Raw genomic sequence first — 16,194 nt, 5'->3', positions numbered from 1 at the left:
CAGGCGAGGGGCTTTTTTGTATGATGGCCGACCCGCGCGCACAGGGCGCCGATTGAGGTTGAGCATGCAGGCCGTAGAAGTTAAGAACTTCCTTGAAGAAAAGTTGCCGGGAACCCGGGTCGAAGTTGAAGGCGAAGGCTGCAACTTCCAGCTGAACGTAATCAGTGACGAATTGGCGGCCCTGAGCCCGGTCAAACGTCAGCAGCAGATCTATGCTCACCTGAACCCGTGGATCACCGATGGCAGCATCCATGCGGTAACCATGAAATTTTTCAGCAGCGCAGCCTGGGCTGAGCGCACCTGAGCCAACTTGGCGGCGAGATTCCAATGGACAAACTGATTATCACTGGCGGCGTTCGTCTCGATGGCGAAATCCGCATTTCCGGCGCAAAGAACGCAGCGCTGCCGATTCTGGCGGCCACCCTGCTGTGCGACGGCCCGGTCACCGTCGGCAACCTGCCGCACCTGCACGACATCACCACCATGATCGAGCTGTTCGGTCGCATGGGCATCGAGCCTGTGATCGACGAGAAGCTCGCGGTGGAGATCGACCCACGCACCATCAAGACCCTGGTCGCGCCGTATGAGCTGGTGAAGACCATGCGCGCCTCGATCCTGGTGCTGGGCCCGATGGTCGCCCGTTTCGGCGAGGCCGAAGTGGCCCTGCCTGGCGGTTGCGCCATTGGCTCGCGCCCGGTCGACCTGCACATCCGCGGCCTCGAGGCGATGGGCGCGAAGATCGAAGTCGAAGGCGGCTACATCAAGGCCAAGGCGCCTGAAGGCGGCCTGCGCGGTGCGCACTTCTTCTTCGACACCGTCAGCGTGACCGGTACCGAGAACATCATGATGGCCGCTGCCCTGGCCAAGGGCCGCAGCGTGCTGCAGAACGCCGCGCGCGAGCCGGAAGTGGTCGACCTGGCCAACTTCCTCAACGCCATGGGCGCCAAGGTGCAGGGTGCCGGTACCGACACCATCACCATCGACGGCGTCGAGCGCCTGGGTTCGGCGGTATACCGCGTGATGCCCGACCGTATCGAGACCGGCACCTACCTGGTGGCCGCTGCCGTGACCGGCGGTCGCGTCAAGGTCAAGGACACCGATCCGACCATCCTCGAGGCGGTACTGGAGAAGCTCAAGGAAGCCGGTGCCGAAATCACCACCGGTGAAGACTGGATCGAGCTGGACATGCACGGCAAGCGGCCAAAAGCCGTGAACCTGCGCACCGCCCCGTACCCGGCGTTCCCTACCGACATGCAGGCGCAGTTCATCTCCCTCAACGCCATTGCCGAAGGCACCGGCGCGGTGATCGAGACGATCTTCGAAAACCGCTTCATGCACGTGTACGAGATGCACCGCATGGGCGCGCAGATCCAGGTCGAAGGCAACACGGCCATCGTCACCGGCACCAAGACCCTCAAGGGCGCTCCGGTCATGGCCACCGACCTGCGGGCTTCGGCCAGCCTGGTCATTTCGGCGCTGGTCGCCGAGGGCGACACCCTGATCGATCGCATCTACCACATAGACCGTGGCTACGAGTGCATCGAAGAGAAACTGCAGATGCTGGGCGCGAAGATCCGTCGCGTACCGGGCTAGCCCTGCACTCGGCGCAGGGACGCGCCACAAGAATCGATTGCCGTCGGGCGCCTGCACGGGTCCGGCGGCTAAAGCCGCTTAAGGATTGACGTTTCCCATGTTGACCATCGCGCTGTCCAAGGGCCGCATTCTCGACGACACCCTGCCATTGCTGGCAGAGGCGGGCATCGTGCCTACCGAGAATCCGGACAAAAGCCGCAAGCTGATCATCCCGACCACCCAGGACGATGTACGCCTGCTGATCGTGCGTGCCACCGACGTGCCGACCTACGTCGAGCATGGCGCCGCCGACCTGGGCGTGGCCGGCAAGGACGTGCTGATGGAGTACGGCGGCCAGGGCCTGTACGAGCCGCTGGACCTGCAGATTGCCCAATGCAAGCTGATGACCGCCGGTGCCATCGGCGCTGCCGAACCCAAGGGGCGCCTGCGCGTGGCCACCAAGTTCGTCAACGTCGCCAAGCGCTACTACGCCGAGCAGGGCCGTCAGGTCGACATCATCAAGCTGTACGGCTCGATGGAGCTGGCACCGCTGATCAACCTGGCCGACAAGATCATCGACGTGGTCGACACCGGCAATACCCTGCGTGCCAACGGCCTGGAACCCCAGGAACTGATCGCCACCATCAGCTCCCGGCTGGTGGTCAACAAGGCCTCGATGAAGATGCAGCACGCACGCATCCAGAGCCTGATCGACGCCTTGCGTCTGGCCGTGGAATCGCGACACCGCGGCTGACTTCTGCGCGCGACCTTCGCTGTCGCGCCCGTCTATCCGCGTCATAGCCAATTTTCTCGGGTGCCCGCGCGGATGGACTGGTAGCTTAGGGCGCCTGAGCATCCGCCATTTACCGAGGCCTTAGCCATGACCACGTCCACTGCAATTCGCCGACTCAACGCTGCTGACCCGGATTTCGCCCGACATCTGGATCATCTGCTGAGCTGGGAAAGCGTGTCTGACGATGCGGTCAACCAGCGGGTGCTGGACATCATCAAGGCCGTGCGCGAGCGCGGCGACGCGGCGCTGGTGGAATTCACCCAGCGTTTCGACGGCGTCCAGGCCACCTCCATCGATGACCTGATCCTGGGGCGCGAGCGCCTGGAGCTGGCCCTGAGTCGCATCACCCCGGCGCAGCGCGAGGCGCTGGAAACCGCCGCCCGCCGGGTGCGCAGCTACCACGAAAGGCAGAAGCAGGACTCCTGGACCTACACCGAGGCCGACGGCACCGTGCTGGGCCAGAAGGTCACGCCGCTGGACCGCGCCGGGCTGTACGTACCGGGTGGCAAGGCGTCGTACCCTTCGTCGGTACTGATGAACGCGATTCCGGCCAAGGTTGCCGGGGTGTCCGAAGTGGTCATGGTGGTACCCACCCCGCGTGGTGAAATCAACGAGCTGGTGCTGGCTGCGGCGTGCATCGCCGGGGTCGACCGGGTGTTCACCATCGGTGGCGCCCAGGCGGTTGCCGCACTGGCCTACGGCACCGAGAGCGTGCCGCAGGTAGACAAGGTGGTCGGCCCGGGCAACATCTACGTGGCCACCGCCAAGCGCCATGTGTTCGGCCAGGTGGGCATCGACATGATTGCCGGCCCGTCGGAGATCCTTGTGGTGTGCGACGGCCAGACCGACCCGGACTGGATCGCCATGGACCTGTTCTCCCAGGCCGAGCATGACGAAGACGCCCAGGCGATTCTGGTCAGCCCCGATGCCGAGTTCCTCGACCGCGTGGCCGCAAGCATCGACAAGCTGCTGCCGGGCATGGACCGCGCCGAGATCATCCAGACCTCCATCAATGGCCGTGGCGCACTGATCCACGTGCGCGACATGCAGCAGGCCATCGAGGTGGCCAACCGCATCGCCCCCGAGCACCTGGAGTTGTCGGTGGCCGACCCGCAGGCCTGGTTGCCGCAGATCCGCCACGCCGGTGCGATCTTCATGGGCCGCCACACCAGCGAGGCGCTGGGCGACTACTGCGCCGGCCCCAACCACGTGCTGCCTACCTCCGGTACCGCACGGTTCTCCTCGCCGCTGGGGGTGTACGACTTCCAGAAGCGTTCCTCGATCATCTTCTGTTCCGAGCAGGGCGCTTCGGACCTGGGTCGCACTGCGTCGGTGCTGGCCCGTGGCGAATCCCTGAGCGCGCACGCACGCAGCGCCGAATACCGCATCCTTGGCGATCACACCCCTGTCGATAAAGAGGGCAACTGAGCATGAGCAAATTCTGGAGCCCCTTCGTCAAGGACCTGGTGCCTTACGTGCCGGGCGAGCAGCCCAAGCTGAGCAAGCTGGTCAAGCTCAACACCAACGAAAACCCCTATGGCCCTTCGCCAAAGGCGCTGGAGGCCATGCGCGGCGAGCTCAACGACAACCTGCGCCTGTACCCGGACCCCAATGGCGACCGGCTCAAGCAGGCGGTGGCCAGCTACTACGGCGTGCAGGCCAGCCAGGTGTTCCTGGGCAACGGTTCGGACGAAGTGCTCGCGCACATTTTCCACGGCCTGTTCCAGCACGATGCGCCGCTGCTGTTCCCCGACATCAGCTACAGCTTCTACCCGGTGTACTGCGGCCTGTACGGCATCCCGTATGAGGCGGTAGCGCTGGACGAGCAGTTCCAGATTCGTGTCGAGGATTACCAGCGCGCCAACGGCGGCATCATCTTCCCCAACCCGAACGCACCCACTGGCTGCCTGCTGGCGCTGGAGGCAGTCGAGCAGATGCTGCAGGCCAACCCTGATTCGGTGGTGGTGGTCGACGAAGCCTACATCGACTTCGGCGGCCAGACCGCCATCAGCCTGGTGGACCGCTACCCGAACCTGCTGGTGACCCAGACCTTGTCCAAGTCGCGTTCCCTGGCCGGCCTGCGGGTCGGGCTGGCGGTCGGCCACCCGGACCTGATCGAGGCGCTGGAGCGCATCAAGAACAGCTTCAACTCCTATCCGCTGGATCGCCTGGCCATCGTCGGCGCGGCGGCGGCGTTCGAGGACCAGGCGTATTTCGAACAGACCTGCCGTCAGGTGATCGACAGCCGGGAGCAGCTGGTGGCGCAGTTGACCGACCGCGGTTTCCAGGTGCTGCCGTCGGCGGCCAACTTCATCTTTGCCCGTCACCCCGAGCAGGATGCCGCTGCGCTGGCGGCCAAGTTGCGCGAGCAGGGCGTGATCGTGCGCCACTTCAAGCAGCAGCGCATCGCGCAGTTCCTGCGTATCAGCATCGGTACGCCCGAGCAGAACCAGGCGCTGCTTGACGCCTTGAACTGATAGCGCCTTGCAATCGCCAGCTAGGCGGGCTCCTGCGGGAGCCCGCCTAGCTGGCGATTGCATCGACGTGGCCCGACAGGCTATTCTCCGTTCCTCAGATTCGTCCGATGATTGGATGTAAGCACGTCAAATGACTCAACTCATCAAACGCTCCCTTGTCGAGCAGGCCGTCGAACAACTGCGCCAGCGCGTCGCCGATGGCGCCTGGGCCGTCGGCCAGCGCCTGCCCACCGAGCCCGAACTGGCCCTGGAACTGGGCATCAGCCGCAATACCGTGCGTGAAGCGATGCGCGTGCTCGCCTTCAGCGGCCTGGTCGAAGTGCGCCAGGGCGACGGTACCTACCTGCGCGCCAATGTCGACCCGCTGGCCACCGTGCAGGTGCTGTCGCGTTGCAGCCTCGAGCAGGCCCGCGAAACCCGGCACATCCTCGAAGCCGAGGCCATCGGGCTGGCGGCGCTGCGCCGCACCGACGACGACCTCAAGGGGCTGCATGAAGCCCTGCAGCACAGCGCCGAGCACTTTCACGACGACCTCGACAGCTACGTGGCCTGCGACCTGGTGTTTCACCAGCGCCTGGTGGACGCCGCACACAACCCGGCATTGAGCGAGCTGTACCGCTACTTCTCCGCCGTGGTGGCGTGCGCCGTGCACCACAACATGCGCGAATCGCGTTGCCAGGGCGTGTTCGACCTGCACCGCGACATCCTGCAGGCGGTCGAGCAACGCGACCCGGAACGGGCCAAGGCCCTGAGCAGAACCCTTATCAATGAAGCCTGACGCAGAGACAGCCATGCCCAAACCCAACCCGCCGCTCGAAGAACTCCTGATCGACGCCGAAGCCGACGACGCCCAGCTGCAACCGCCCGCCGTGCTGCAGCGCCCGTGGCTGTTGCTGCTGGGGCTGGTACTGGTGGCACTGAACCTGCGCCCGGCGCTGTCGAGCATGGCGCCGTTGCTCGGGCAGGTGTCCCACAGCCTGGGGCTGAGTGCTTCGCAGGCCGGCCTGCTGACCACGCTGCCGGTACTGTGCCTGGGCCTGTTCGCGCCGCTGGCACCGATCCTGGCGCGTCGCTTCGGCAGCGAGCGGGTGGTGCTGGGCATTCTGCTCACGCTGGCGTGCGGTATCTTGCTGCGCAGCTCGCTGGGCAGTGTGGGGCTGTTTGCCGGCAGCATCCTGGCCGGGGCCAGCATCGGCGTGATTGGCGTGCTGCTGCCGGGCATCGTCAAGCGTGACTTCCCCAAGCATGCCGGCGCCCTGACCGGCGTGTACACCATGGCCCTGTGCCTGGGCGCGGCCCTGGCGGCCGGCGCCACCGTGCCGTTGAGCCAGCACTTCGACGACAGCTGGGCGCTGGGCCTGGGTGTCTGGCTGATTCCGGCGGTGGTGGCGGCGCTGTTCTGGCTGCCCCAGGCGCGCCACGGGCATGGCAAGCATGCGGTGGCTTATCGGGTGAGGGGGCTGCTGCGCGATCCGCTGGCCTGGCAGGTGACCCTGTACATGGGCCTGCAGTCGTCGCTGGCGTACATCGTGTTCGGCTGGCTGCCCTCGATTCTGATCGGCCGTGGCCTGAGCCCGACCGAGGCCGGGCTGGTGCTGTCCGGTTCGGTGATCGTGCAACTGGCCAGTGCCCTGACCGCGCCGTGGCTGGCCACCCGTGGCAAGGACCAGCGCCTGGCCATCGTGCTGGTGATGCTGCTGACCCTGGCCGGCCTGTTCGGCTGCCTGTATGCCCCGTTAGGCGGGCTGTGGGGCTGGGCGGTGGTACTGGGTATCGGGCAGGGCGGCACCTTTGCCCTGGCGCTGACCCTGATCGTGTTGCGGTCGAAGGACTCGCATGTGGCGGCCAACCTGTCGAGCATGGCCCAGGGCATCGGCTATACCCTGGCCTCGATGGGGCCGTTCGCGGTGGGCCTGGTGCATGACGTGACCGGTGGCTGGGACGCAGTGGGCTGGATCTTCGCGGTGCTGGGCGTGGGTGCGATCGGTTTCGGGCTCAAGGCCGGGCGGGCGTTGCAGGTGGGTGTGGTCAGCGAACGGGTCTGACTTCGCGTGGCTGCCATCGCGGGTCTGCACTGCACCTGTGGGAGCGGGCCTGACCCGCGATGGGGCACATCATTCGCACCGTAGATACCCGTAGCTTTCAGCCATCACTCGGCCTATCGTTCACGTCCGTTCCCCTGTAATGGACCGCGCCCATGAGCGACGCCAACATCGCGCTGATCACACGTTTCTACCAGGCCTTCCAGCGCCTCGACGCCGAGGCCATGGTCGCCTGCTACAGCCCCGAGGTGGTGTTCAGCGACCCGGCCTTCGGTACCCTGCGTGGCAAGGACGCCGCCGACATGTGGCGCATGCTCGCCAGTCGCGCCAAGGATTTCTCCCTGACCTTCGACAGCGTGCGCGCCGACGAGCGCAGCGCCACTGCGCACTGGGTGGCCACCTACCTGTTCAGCCAGACCGGTCGCGTGGTGGTCAACGACATTCAGGCACGTTTCGTGATCCGCGACGGGTTGATCGTCGAGCATCACGATCATTTCGACCTGTGGCGCTGGGCCCGCCAGGCGCTGGGTACCAAGGGCCTGCTGCTGGGCTGGACACCGCTGGTACAGGGCAAGATTCGCCAACAGGCGGCAAAAGGCCTGCGCGCATTTCAGGCCGGGCGTTGACGGGGTAAGCTGTCGCCTTCACCCCTGTACGCAGATGCCCGTGACCGAAACCCCCACCTCTCGCAAACCCTGGTATGTCTATCTGGTACGCACCGCCAACGGTTCGTTGTACTGCGGCATCAGCGACAACCCCGAGCGCCGTTTCAATGCCCATCAGAGCGGCCGCGGTGCGCGTTACTTCAGCACCAGCCCGGCAGTGGCGCTGGTGTATGTGGAAGCCTGGCCGGACAAGGCCGAGGCGCTGCGCCAGGAACGCCTGGTGAAGAAGCTGCGCAAGTCGGCCAAGGAGGCACTGGTGGCCTCCTGGACGGGGCTCAGTCCTTGCGACGCTTGAGCTGATCGGTGAGCTGGGTGGGCAGGCCCTTGATGATCAGGGTGCCGGCCTCTTCGTCGTACTCGATCTTCGAGCCCAGCAGGTGTGCCTCGAAGCTGATCGACAGGCCCTCGGCGCGGCCGGTGAAGCGGCGGAACTGGTTCAGGGTGCGCTTGTCGGCCGGGATCTCCGGCGACAGGCCGTAGTCCTTGTTGCGGATATGGTCATAGAAGGCCCGTGGGCGGTCCTCGTCGATCAGTTCCGACAGCTCGCTCAGGGTCACTGGCTCGCCTGCCTTGGTCTGGCTGGTGGCGTACTCGACCAGGGTCTGGGTCTTTTCGCGGGCGGCTTCCTCGGGCAGGTCCTCGCTCTCGACGAAGTCGCTGAAGGCCTTGAGCAGGGTGCGGGTCTCTCCCGGGCCGTCGACGCCTTCCTGGCAGCCGATGAAGTCGCGGAAGTACTCCGAGACCTTCTTGCCGTTCTTGCCTTTGATGAACGAGATGTACTGCTTGGACTGCTTGTTGTTCTGCCACTCGGAGATGTTGATGCGAGCAGCCAGGTGCAGCTGGCCCAGGTCCAGGTGGCGCGAGGTGGTCACGTCCAGGTCGGCGTTCACCGCCACACCTTCGCTGTGGTGCAGCAGGGCGATGGCCAGGTAGTCGGTCATGCCTTGCTGGTAGTGGGCGAACAGTACGTGGCCACCGGTGGACAGGTTCGACTCTTCCATCAGTTTCTGCAGGTGCTCGACGGCCACGCGGCTGAAGGCGGTGAAGGTCTTGCCTTCATCCAGGTATTCCTTCAACCAGCCGCTGAACGGATGGGCGCCGGACTCGGCGTGGAACAGGCCCCAGGCTTTGCCCTGTTTGGCGTTGTAGCTGTCGTTGAGGTCGGCCAGCAGGTTCTCGATGGCGGTCGACTCGGCCAGTTCCGAGTCGCGTGCGTGCAGCACGGCAGGGCTGCCATCGGGTTTCTTGTCGATCAGGTGGACGATGCAATGACGGATCGGCATGGGATTCTCGGCTGAAAATAGGGCGCGACATACAGCGCTGCAAAGCGGCCAAGTGTAACCCAGCCGGGGGCTTGAGCAGGGTATGGATGTGTGTCGACGCAAGGGTTGTTCATTTTTTGTGCGATTTTTTGCGAAATTTGCTGCAAACCCCCGAAAAACCAGAACATTTGGCCTGTGGGAGGCGGATATTTATCGCTTCGTGTGGTAGTTTTGCCCGGTCTTGCGCACCGCGTGTGGCGCATTGCTGGCAGACCGCTGATGTCACGTCGAACCAAACGCATTTTTGTGTATCTACATACGCGATTGGCAATGGATATACCCCGGACCGCCGAAGACTCGCGGGTCTGGGCCGATGGCTGACGCTGCACTCTGCAAACCAACTGAATTTGATAGGGAAGGAACACCACCATGGCATTGACCAAAGACCAACTGATCGCCGATATCGCCGAAGCTATCGACGCGCCGAAAACCACCGCGCGTAACGCTCTGGAGCAACTGGGCCAGATCGTTGCTGATCAACTGGAAAATGGCAGCGAAATCACCCTGCCGGGTATCGGCAAGCTGAAGATCACCGAGCGTCCTGCCCGTACCGGTCGTAACCCTTCGACTGGCGCCGCCATCGAAATCGCTGCCAAGAAAGTCGTCAAGTTCGTTCCAGCCAAAGTGCTGACCGACGCTGTAAACAAGTAATTGTAAACAGCTTCTGAAAACCGCGTCCGGTGCGAGCCAGGCGCGGTTTTTTTGTGGGTGCTGCGCATGCCCCTAGGGGGCGGGTTTCGTCCAGCGCAGCTGGCGCCACGCAGCGCGCGCCTGAGGTGTCTGGAAGGTCCAGGCCACCAGGCGGCTCTGCTTCTGCCCCTGGCCCATCTCCAGCACGCGGTGCTCTACTGCGCCGGCCTTGTTCAGGGCCGCCTCGATACCCGGCAGGTTCGATGCCTTCGACACCAGGCTGCTGAACCACAGCACCTGCTGGCCCAGGGCCACGCTTTCATTCACCAGCTGGCTGACAAAGCGGATTTCACCGCCTTCGCACCACAGCTCGTTGTTCTGCCCGCCAAAGTTCAGTACCGGCAGCTTGCGCTTGGGGTCGGCCTTGCCCAGCGCCCGCCATTTGCGCTGGCTGCCACGGGTGGCTTCGTCACGCGAGGCGTGGAAAGGCGGGTTGCACAGGGTAACGTCGAAGCGTTCGTCGCTCTTGAGCAGGCCGGCGAGGATCTGCCGCGCATTGCCCTGCTGGCGCAGGCTGATGACCTTGCCCAGCCCGTTGGCCTGCACGATGGCCTTGGCGGCGCCCAGGGCCACCGGGTCGATGTCCGAGCCCAGGAAGCGCCAGCGGTAGTCGACGTGACCCAGCAGCGGATAGATGCAGTTGGCCCCGACCCCCACATCCAGTGCCTGGATCATCGCACCCCGCGGAATCTCGCCACCGTTGTCGGTGGCCAGCAGGTCGGCCAGACCATGCAGGTAGTCGGCGCGGCCGGGTATGGGCGGGCACAGGTAGTCGGCCGGGATGTCCCAGTGCTGGATGCCGTACTGGGCCTTGAGCAGGGCGCGGTTGAACCCGCGCACTGCCTCGGGGTCGGCGAAATCGATGCTCGGCTTGCCGTGGGGGTTGGTGATCATGAAGCGGCCCAGCTCGGGGCTGCTCTTGATCAGTTGCGGGAAGTCGTAGCGACCCTGGTGGCGGTTGCGCGGGTGCAGGGTGGGTTTGTTGGGTGTGGTCATGAAAGTCCCATAAAAAACGCCGGCAAGACGGGCCCCCTGTAGGAGCCGGCCTTGCCGGCGATGCAAGGCGCAGCCTTGCCAGTGCAGGTAGCAGGGCAGTGTCGCCTGCTTCGCCGGCAAGGCCGGCTCCTACAGTCAGTGAGTATTACAAGGCGGCAATCCGCGCATGCTGCTCGGTGAAGTTGGCCAGGGCCTGTTCGGCCTCGGCCAGCTTGGCGCGCTCCTTGTCGATCACCGCAGGCGGCGCCTTGTCGACGAACGCCGGGTTGGACAGCTTGCCGCCCACCCGCTGCACTTCGCCTTGCAGGCGCTGGATTTCCTTGTTCAGACGCGCCAGCTCGGCATCCTTGTCGATCAGCCCGGCCATCGGCACCAGCACCTGCAGGTCACCGACCAGGGCGGTGGCGCTCAGCGGCGCCTCGTCCTGCTCGCCCAGCACGGTGAAGGATTCGATCTTGGCCAGCTTCTTGAGCAGTGCCTCGTTTTCCTGCAGCCGGCGCACGTCTTCGGCACTGGCGTTCTTGAGGAACAGCTGCAATGGCTTGCCCGGGCCGATGTTCATTTCGCCACGGATGTTGCGCACGCCCAGCATCAGTTCCTTGAGCCACTCGATATCGCCTTCGGCCGCTTCATCGATGCGGCTTTCGTTGGCCACCGGCCACGGCTGCAGCATGATGGTCTTGCCTTCGATACCGGCCAGCGGCGCCAGGCGCTGCCAGATTTCCTCGGTGATGAACGGCATGAACGGGTGCGCCAGGCGCAGCGCCACTTCCAGCACGCGGACCAGGGTGCGGCGGGTGCCGCGCTGGCGTTCGACCGGTGCGTTCTCGTCCCACAGTACCGGCTTGGACAGCTCCAGGTACCAGTCGCAGTACTGGTTCCAGATGAACTCGTACAGCGCCTGGGCGGCCAGGTCGAAGCGGAACTGGTCCAGCTGGCGGGTCACTTCGGCTTCGGTGCGCTGCAGCTGCGAGATGATCCAGCGGTCGGCCAGCGACAGCTCGTAGGCCTCGCCGTTCTGGCCGCAGTCCTCGCCCTTGTCCAGCACGTAGCGCGCGGCGTTCCAGATCTTGTTGCAGAAGTTGCGATAGCCTTCGACGCGGCCCATGTCGAACTTGATGTCGCGACCGGTGGACGCCAGCGAGCAGAAGGTGAAGCGCAGGGCATCGGTGCCGTAGCTGGCGATGCCTTCGGGGAACTCGGCCTTGGTCTGCTTGGCGATCTTGTCGGCCAGCTTGGGCTGCATCAGGCCGCTGGTGCGTTTCTCCAGCAGCGCGTCCAGGGTGATGCCGTCGACGATGTCCAGCGGGTCGAGCACGTTGCCCTTGGACTTGGACATCTTCTGGCCCTGGCCATCACGAACCAGACCATGCACGTACACGGTCTTGAACGGCACTTGCGGGGTACCGTCCTCGTTCTTCACCAGATGCATGGTCAACATGATCATCCGGGCAACCCAGAAGAAGATGATGTCGAAACCGGTCACCAGCACGTCGGTGGAGTGGAAGGTCTTGAGGAATTCGGTCTGCTGCGGCCAGCCCAGGGTGGAGAAGGTCCACAGGCCCGAGCTGAACCAGGTGTCGAGCACGTCGTTGTCCTGGTTCAGGACCACGTCGTCGCCCAGCTGGTGCTTGGCGCGCACTTCTTCTTCGCTGCGCCCCACATAGACCTTGCCCGACACGTCGTACCAGGCCGGAATGCGGTGGCCCCACCACAGCTGGCGGCTGATGCACCAGTCCTGGATGTCGCGCATCCAGGAGAAGTACATGTTCTCGTACTGCTTGGGCACGAACTGGATGCGGCCGTCTTCGACAGCGGCGATCGCAGGCTCGGCCAGCGGCTTGGTCGACACGTACCACTGGTCGGTCAGCCATGGCTCGATGATGGTGCCGGAGCGGTCGCCCTTGGGCACTTTCAAGGCGTGGTCGTCGACGCTGACCAGTAGGCCTGCGGCATCCAGGTCGGCAACGATCTGCTTGCGCGCCACGAAGCGGTCGAGGCCGGCGTAGGCGGCAGGCAGGCTGGCGTCCAGGCTTTCGTTCAGGCTGCCGTCGAGGTTGAACACCTGGGCTGCCGGCAGCACCGCGGCGTTCTTGTCGAAGATGTTGAGCAGCGGCAGGTTGTGGCGCTTGCCGACTTCGTAGTCGTTGAAGTCGTGGGCCGGGGTGATCTTCACGCAGCCGGTGCCGAATTCGGGGTCGCAGTAGTCATCGGCGATGATCGGGATCAGGCGACCGACCAGCGGCAGCTTGACGAACTTGCCGATCAGCGCCTGGTAGCGCTCGTCGTTCGGGTTGACGGCCACGGCGGCGTCGCCGAGCAGGGTTTCCGGACGGGTGGTGGCGACCACCAGGTGGTCCTTGCCGTCGGCCGTGGTGGCACCGTCGGCCAGCGGGTAGCGCAGGTTCCACAGATGGCCTTTCTCGTCGTGGCTTTCCACTTCGAGGTCGGAGATCGCCGTGTGCAGCTTGGTGTCCCAGTTGACCAGGCGCTTGCCGCGGTAGATCAGGCCGTCTTCATGCAGGCGCACGAAGGCTTCCTTGACCGCTTCGGACAGGCCGTCGTCCATGGTGAAGCGCTCGCGGCTCCAGTCTACCGACGAGCCCAGGCGGCGGATCTGGCGGCTGATGTTGCCACCGGACTGATCCTTCCATTCCCAGACTTTCTCGAGGAATTTGTCGCGGCCCAGGTCGTGACGGTTCTGGCCCTTGGCCTCCAGTTGACGCTCCACCAGCATCTGCGTGGCGATGCCGGCGTGGTCGGTGCCTGGTTGCCACAGGGTGTTGCGACCCTGCATGCGGCGAAAACGGATCAGGGCGTCCATGATCGCGTTGTTGAAGCCGTGACCCATGTGCAGGCTGCCGGTCACGTTCGGCGGCGGGATCATGATGGTGTACGAATCGCCCGCGCCTTGCGGGGCGAAATAATTCTCTGACTCCCAGGTGTTGTACCAGGAAGTTTCAATGGCGTGCGGCTGGTAGGTCTTATCCATGCGCGGCGGGACCCTATGGCATTTATTCAGGAAAGCCGAGAAGTATAGCGGGGATAAGGGCCGGGGCGTAGCGTGAGGTGCGGGAGTGGGGCAAAAAACTGTGGGGAATTCTTCGCGTAGGAGCCGGCCTTGCCGGCGAAGCGAGCCAAAGGCTCGCCCCCCCGTTTTTGATTACGAGCGTGAGTTCAACAACCGCTCCAGGCGGGCATCCAGGCGCCGCTTGATCTCGTTCTCGATATGCGGGGTAAAGTCCTTGATCACATCCTGCATGATCAACTGCGCCGCCGCGCGCAGTTCGCTGTCCAGGTGCAGCAGGGTGTCCTGGCGGCGCGCCTGCGGGTCGGGCTCGGCAGCCGGCTCGGCAGCCACCGGGGCCCGCGCTGCCGGTTCGGCCGGCTCGAGCAGCAACGGTATCTGCTCCTCGACGGTCTCGGTCAGCAGTGGCGGTTCCAGGGCATCGTCACCCAGCAACTGGCGAATCGACTCCAGATCGTCCAGCAAATGCGCAGGTTTTGGCATGGGGGCAGGTTTGTCCATCATCAGAGTCGCTGTAAACGGTGGTCTTGCAGAGCATAGCCCTGTTCACGGTAGAAACGGAAACTCTCCCGCGCCGCCGCACGAATGGCCGGCTCCTCCACCACGATCTCGGCAATGCGGGCAAAGCGTGCGGCAAAACCGGGTACCTTCAGGTCGAGATTGACCAGCAGGTCCTGATGATCGCCCGGGTCGTCACCGACCCCCAGCGCCACCGCGCCGTGCGGGTCGTCCTCGAGCGCGCTGTGGGGCACGAAGGCCTCGCCCTTGAACGCCCACAGCCGCGCATCCAGCTCGTCGCGCTGGGCCGCATCGCTGCAGTTGAGGTACACGCGGTGCCCAAGGCGCCAGGCCTTTTCGCACAGCTTGCAGGCGAAATCCAGCCGCGCGGCAGGCGCGGGGCTGGGCAGGATATAGAAGTCGACTTTGCTCATGGTGGGGTGGCCCACCGGCTACGCCTTGCAGCGCGGCCGGTGGACGGCGCCTCAGGCGTTGGCGCGGTCGAGCAGGTATTGGGTCAGCAGCGGTACCGGGCGGCCAGTGGCGCCCTTGTCCTTGCCGCCACTGGTCCAGGCCGTGCCGGCGATGTCCAGGTGGGCCCAGTGGTAGGCCTTGGCAAAGCGCGACAGGAAGCAGCCGGCGGTAATGCTGCCCGCCTTCGGGCCGCCGATGTTGGCGATGTCGGCGAACGGGCTGTCGAGCTGCTCCTGGTATTCGTCGAACAGCGGCAGTTGCCAGGCGCGGTCGTCGGCACGCTTGCCGGCGTCCAGCAGTTGGCCGATCAGTTCGTCGTCGTTGCCCATCAGGCCCGAGGTATGGCTGCCCAGGGCGACGATGCAGGCGCCGGTCAGGGTGGCGATGTCGATCACTGCCTGCGGCTTGAAGCGCTCCACGTAGGTCAGTGCGTCGCACAGCACCAGGCGGCCTTCGGCGTCGGTGTTGAGGATTTCGACGGTCTGCCCGCTCATGGTGGTGACGATGTCGCCCGGACGGCTGGCGCCACCGCTGGGCATGTTCTCGGCACAGGCCAGTACACACACCAGGTTGATCGGCAGCTTGAGTTCGAGCACGGCACGCAGGGTGCCGAACACGCTGGCTGCACCGCCCATGTCGTACTTCATTTCATCCATGCCGGCACCGGGCTTGAGGCTGATGCCCCCGGTGTCGAAGGTGATGCCCTTGCCCACCAGTACGTAAGGCTTCTCGCTCTTCTTGGCGGCGCCCTGGTAGCTGAGCACGATCAGGCGTGGCGGCTGATCGCTGCCCTGGCCCACGGCGTAGAACGCGCCCATGCCCAGGTCCTTGATCTTCTTCTCGTCCAGCACCTCGACCTTGAGGCCCTTGAACTCCTTGCCCAGCGCCTTGGCCTGTTCGGCCAGATAGCTTGGGTGGCAGATGTTCGGCGGCAGGTTGCCCAGGTCGCGGGTGAAGCCCATGCCGTTGGCGATCGCGGTGGCGTGCTTGACGGCGCGCTCCACCTCGGCCAGGCCGGCCTTGTCGCTGAGCAGGGTGATCTTCTTCAGGGCGATCGGCTCGGCCTTCTTGCTCTTGTAATGATCGAATACATATTGACCATCGAGCAGGCTCTCGGCCAGCAGGCGTACCTTGCCGTAGTTGGCATCGCGGCCGGTCACGGCAACGTCGTCCAGTGCCAGCACCGCATCGCTGCCAGCCAGGCCCTTGAGCACGTTGAGCACGCTGCCCGCCAGCTTGCGCCAGGCGCGGTCGGCAAGGGCGTCCTTGCCGGTCCCCACCAGCAACACGCGCTCGGCCTTGACCCCGGCCAGGCCTTGCAGCAGCAGGGTCTGGCCGACCTTGCCGGCCAGGTCGCCGCGCTTGAGCACTGCGCTCAGGGCGCCGTTGCTGGCGTCGTCCACGGCCTTGGCGGTAGCGCCCAGTGTGCGGCCTTCACCCACGCTCAGTACCAGGGTGGCGGTTTTCAAGGATGCTGCGGCTACGCTTTTTACAACCAATTCCATGTCAGGGTCCCCGAATGAACTGTCAGTGCGCGCTGGCGGTGCAGGCGCTCGAAGCGGCCTGGCGCGCCGTGGCGGGCCAGTCAGAAAGCGCCCAGTTTGAGCCTGCGGCGGGCGCGCTGACAACCCCGAGAT

General features: G+C 64.8%; 16 protein-coding genes. 10 read left to right on the top strand and 6 right to left on the bottom strand.

Translation table 11 applies throughout. The features are described from left to right. Nucleotides 1–64 precede the first annotated feature (64 nt). From NP552_RS06310 to NP552_RS06270, 9 genes are all read left to right on the top strand, one after another. Nucleotides 65–304 carry a BolA family protein gene (locus NP552_RS06310; protein ID WP_010223373.1) on the top strand — a complete coding sequence of 80 codons (240 nt, stop codon included), beginning with the start codon at nt 65–67 and terminating at the stop codon, nt 302–304. A 23-nt stretch (nt 305–327) separates the two neighbouring features. Further along, a complete protein-coding gene (gene murA, locus NP552_RS06305) occupies nt 328–1,593 on the top strand; it encodes a UDP-N-acetylglucosamine 1-carboxyvinyltransferase (protein ID WP_043862447.1) in 1,266 nt (421 codons plus the stop codon). Nucleotides 1,594–1,690: 97 nt separating this feature from the next. After that, nucleotides 1,691–2,326 (top strand): ATP phosphoribosyltransferase, encoded by a 636-nt coding sequence (gene hisG / locus NP552_RS06300; RefSeq protein WP_043862446.1) that lies wholly within the window; start codon nt 1,691–1,693, stop codon nt 2,324–2,326. Nucleotides 2,327–2,452: 126 nt separating this feature from the next. After that, nucleotides 2,453–3,793, top strand: a complete 1,341-nt coding sequence (gene hisD, locus NP552_RS06295) for a histidinol dehydrogenase (RefSeq protein ID WP_043862445.1) — start codon at nt 2,453–2,455, stop codon at nt 3,791–3,793. A gap of 2 nt (nt 3,794–3,795) precedes the next feature. Continuing rightward, entirely contained in the window at nt 3,796–4,842 is a 1,047-nt protein-coding gene (gene hisC, locus NP552_RS06290) for a histidinol-phosphate transaminase (RefSeq protein ID WP_043862444.1), read from the top strand. A 130-nt stretch (nt 4,843–4,972) separates the two neighbouring features. After that, nucleotides 4,973–5,620, top strand: a complete 648-nt coding sequence (locus tag NP552_RS06285; RefSeq protein ID WP_043862443.1) for a FadR/GntR family transcriptional regulator — start codon at nt 4,973–4,975, stop codon at nt 5,618–5,620. Beyond that, nucleotides 5,610–6,887 carry a CynX/NimT family MFS transporter gene (locus tag NP552_RS06280; RefSeq protein WP_415377378.1) on the top strand — a complete coding sequence of 426 codons (1,278 nt, stop codon included), beginning with the start codon at nt 5,610–5,612 and terminating at the stop codon, nt 6,885–6,887. The genes NP552_RS06285 and NP552_RS06280 overlap by 11 nt, the downstream gene beginning before the upstream one ends. Before the next feature lie 152 nt (nt 6,888–7,039). After that, nucleotides 7,040–7,510 (top strand): nuclear transport factor 2 family protein, encoded by a 471-nt coding sequence (locus NP552_RS06275; protein ID WP_043862441.1) that lies wholly within the window; start codon nt 7,040–7,042, stop codon nt 7,508–7,510. A gap of 40 nt (nt 7,511–7,550) precedes the next feature. Beyond that, a complete protein-coding gene (locus NP552_RS06270; RefSeq protein WP_229589547.1) occupies nt 7,551–7,844 on the top strand; it encodes a GIY-YIG nuclease family protein in 294 nt (97 codons plus the stop codon). On the opposite strand, the gene yejK is transcribed toward NP552_RS06270, so the two are convergent. Then, nucleotides 7,825–8,832: a nucleoid-associated protein YejK gene (gene yejK / locus NP552_RS06265; protein WP_274096554.1), complete on the bottom strand. Its 1,008-nt coding sequence runs from the start codon at nt 8,830–8,832 to the stop codon at nt 7,825–7,827. The genes NP552_RS06270 and yejK overlap by 20 nt on opposite strands. A 408-nt stretch (nt 8,833–9,240) precedes the next feature. Between yejK and NP552_RS06260 the strand changes: the two genes are divergently transcribed. After that, nucleotides 9,241–9,522, top strand: coding sequence for an HU family DNA-binding protein (locus NP552_RS06260; protein ID WP_009398256.1), 282 nt, complete (start codon nt 9,241–9,243; stop codon nt 9,520–9,522). Nucleotides 9,523–9,594: 72 nt separating this feature from the next. On the opposite strand, the gene rlmF is transcribed toward NP552_RS06260, so the two are convergent. The 5 genes from rlmF to NP552_RS06235 form a co-directional block, all read right to left on the bottom strand. Beyond that, nucleotides 9,595–10,557, bottom strand: coding sequence for a 23S rRNA (adenine(1618)-N(6))-methyltransferase RlmF (rlmF, locus tag NP552_RS06255; RefSeq protein WP_058541433.1), 963 nt, complete (start codon nt 10,555–10,557; stop codon nt 9,595–9,597). A gap of 145 nt (nt 10,558–10,702) precedes the next feature. Continuing rightward, nucleotides 10,703–13,549 carry a valine--tRNA ligase gene (locus tag NP552_RS06250; RefSeq protein ID WP_043862437.1) on the bottom strand — a complete coding sequence of 949 codons (2,847 nt, stop codon included), beginning with the start codon at nt 13,547–13,549 and terminating at the stop codon, nt 10,703–10,705. A gap of 171 nt (nt 13,550–13,720) precedes the next feature. Beyond that, complete coding sequence (locus NP552_RS06245) at nt 13,721–14,086, bottom strand: hypothetical protein (RefSeq protein ID WP_043862436.1); 366 nt, start codon at nt 14,084–14,086, stop codon at nt 13,721–13,723. Between the two features lie 2 nt (nt 14,087–14,088). Continuing rightward, nucleotides 14,089–14,517: a DNA polymerase III subunit chi gene (locus tag NP552_RS06240; RefSeq protein WP_043862523.1), complete on the bottom strand. Its 429-nt coding sequence runs from the start codon at nt 14,515–14,517 to the stop codon at nt 14,089–14,091. 51 nt (nt 14,518–14,568) lie between these two features. Then, nucleotides 14,569–16,062: a leucyl aminopeptidase gene (locus NP552_RS06235; RefSeq protein WP_054916377.1), complete on the bottom strand. Its 1,494-nt coding sequence runs from the start codon at nt 16,060–16,062 to the stop codon at nt 14,569–14,571. Nucleotides 16,063–16,194: the final 132 nt, after the last annotated feature.

This window comes from Pseudomonas sp. 8209, assembly GCF_028682105.1.
Taxonomy (GTDB): Bacteria; Pseudomonadota; Gammaproteobacteria; order Pseudomonadales; family Pseudomonadaceae; genus Aquipseudomonas; species Aquipseudomonas palmensis.
The sequence above is the reverse complement of the archived record's forward strand: the minus strand, read 5'-3'. Positions and strand labels throughout refer to the sequence as shown.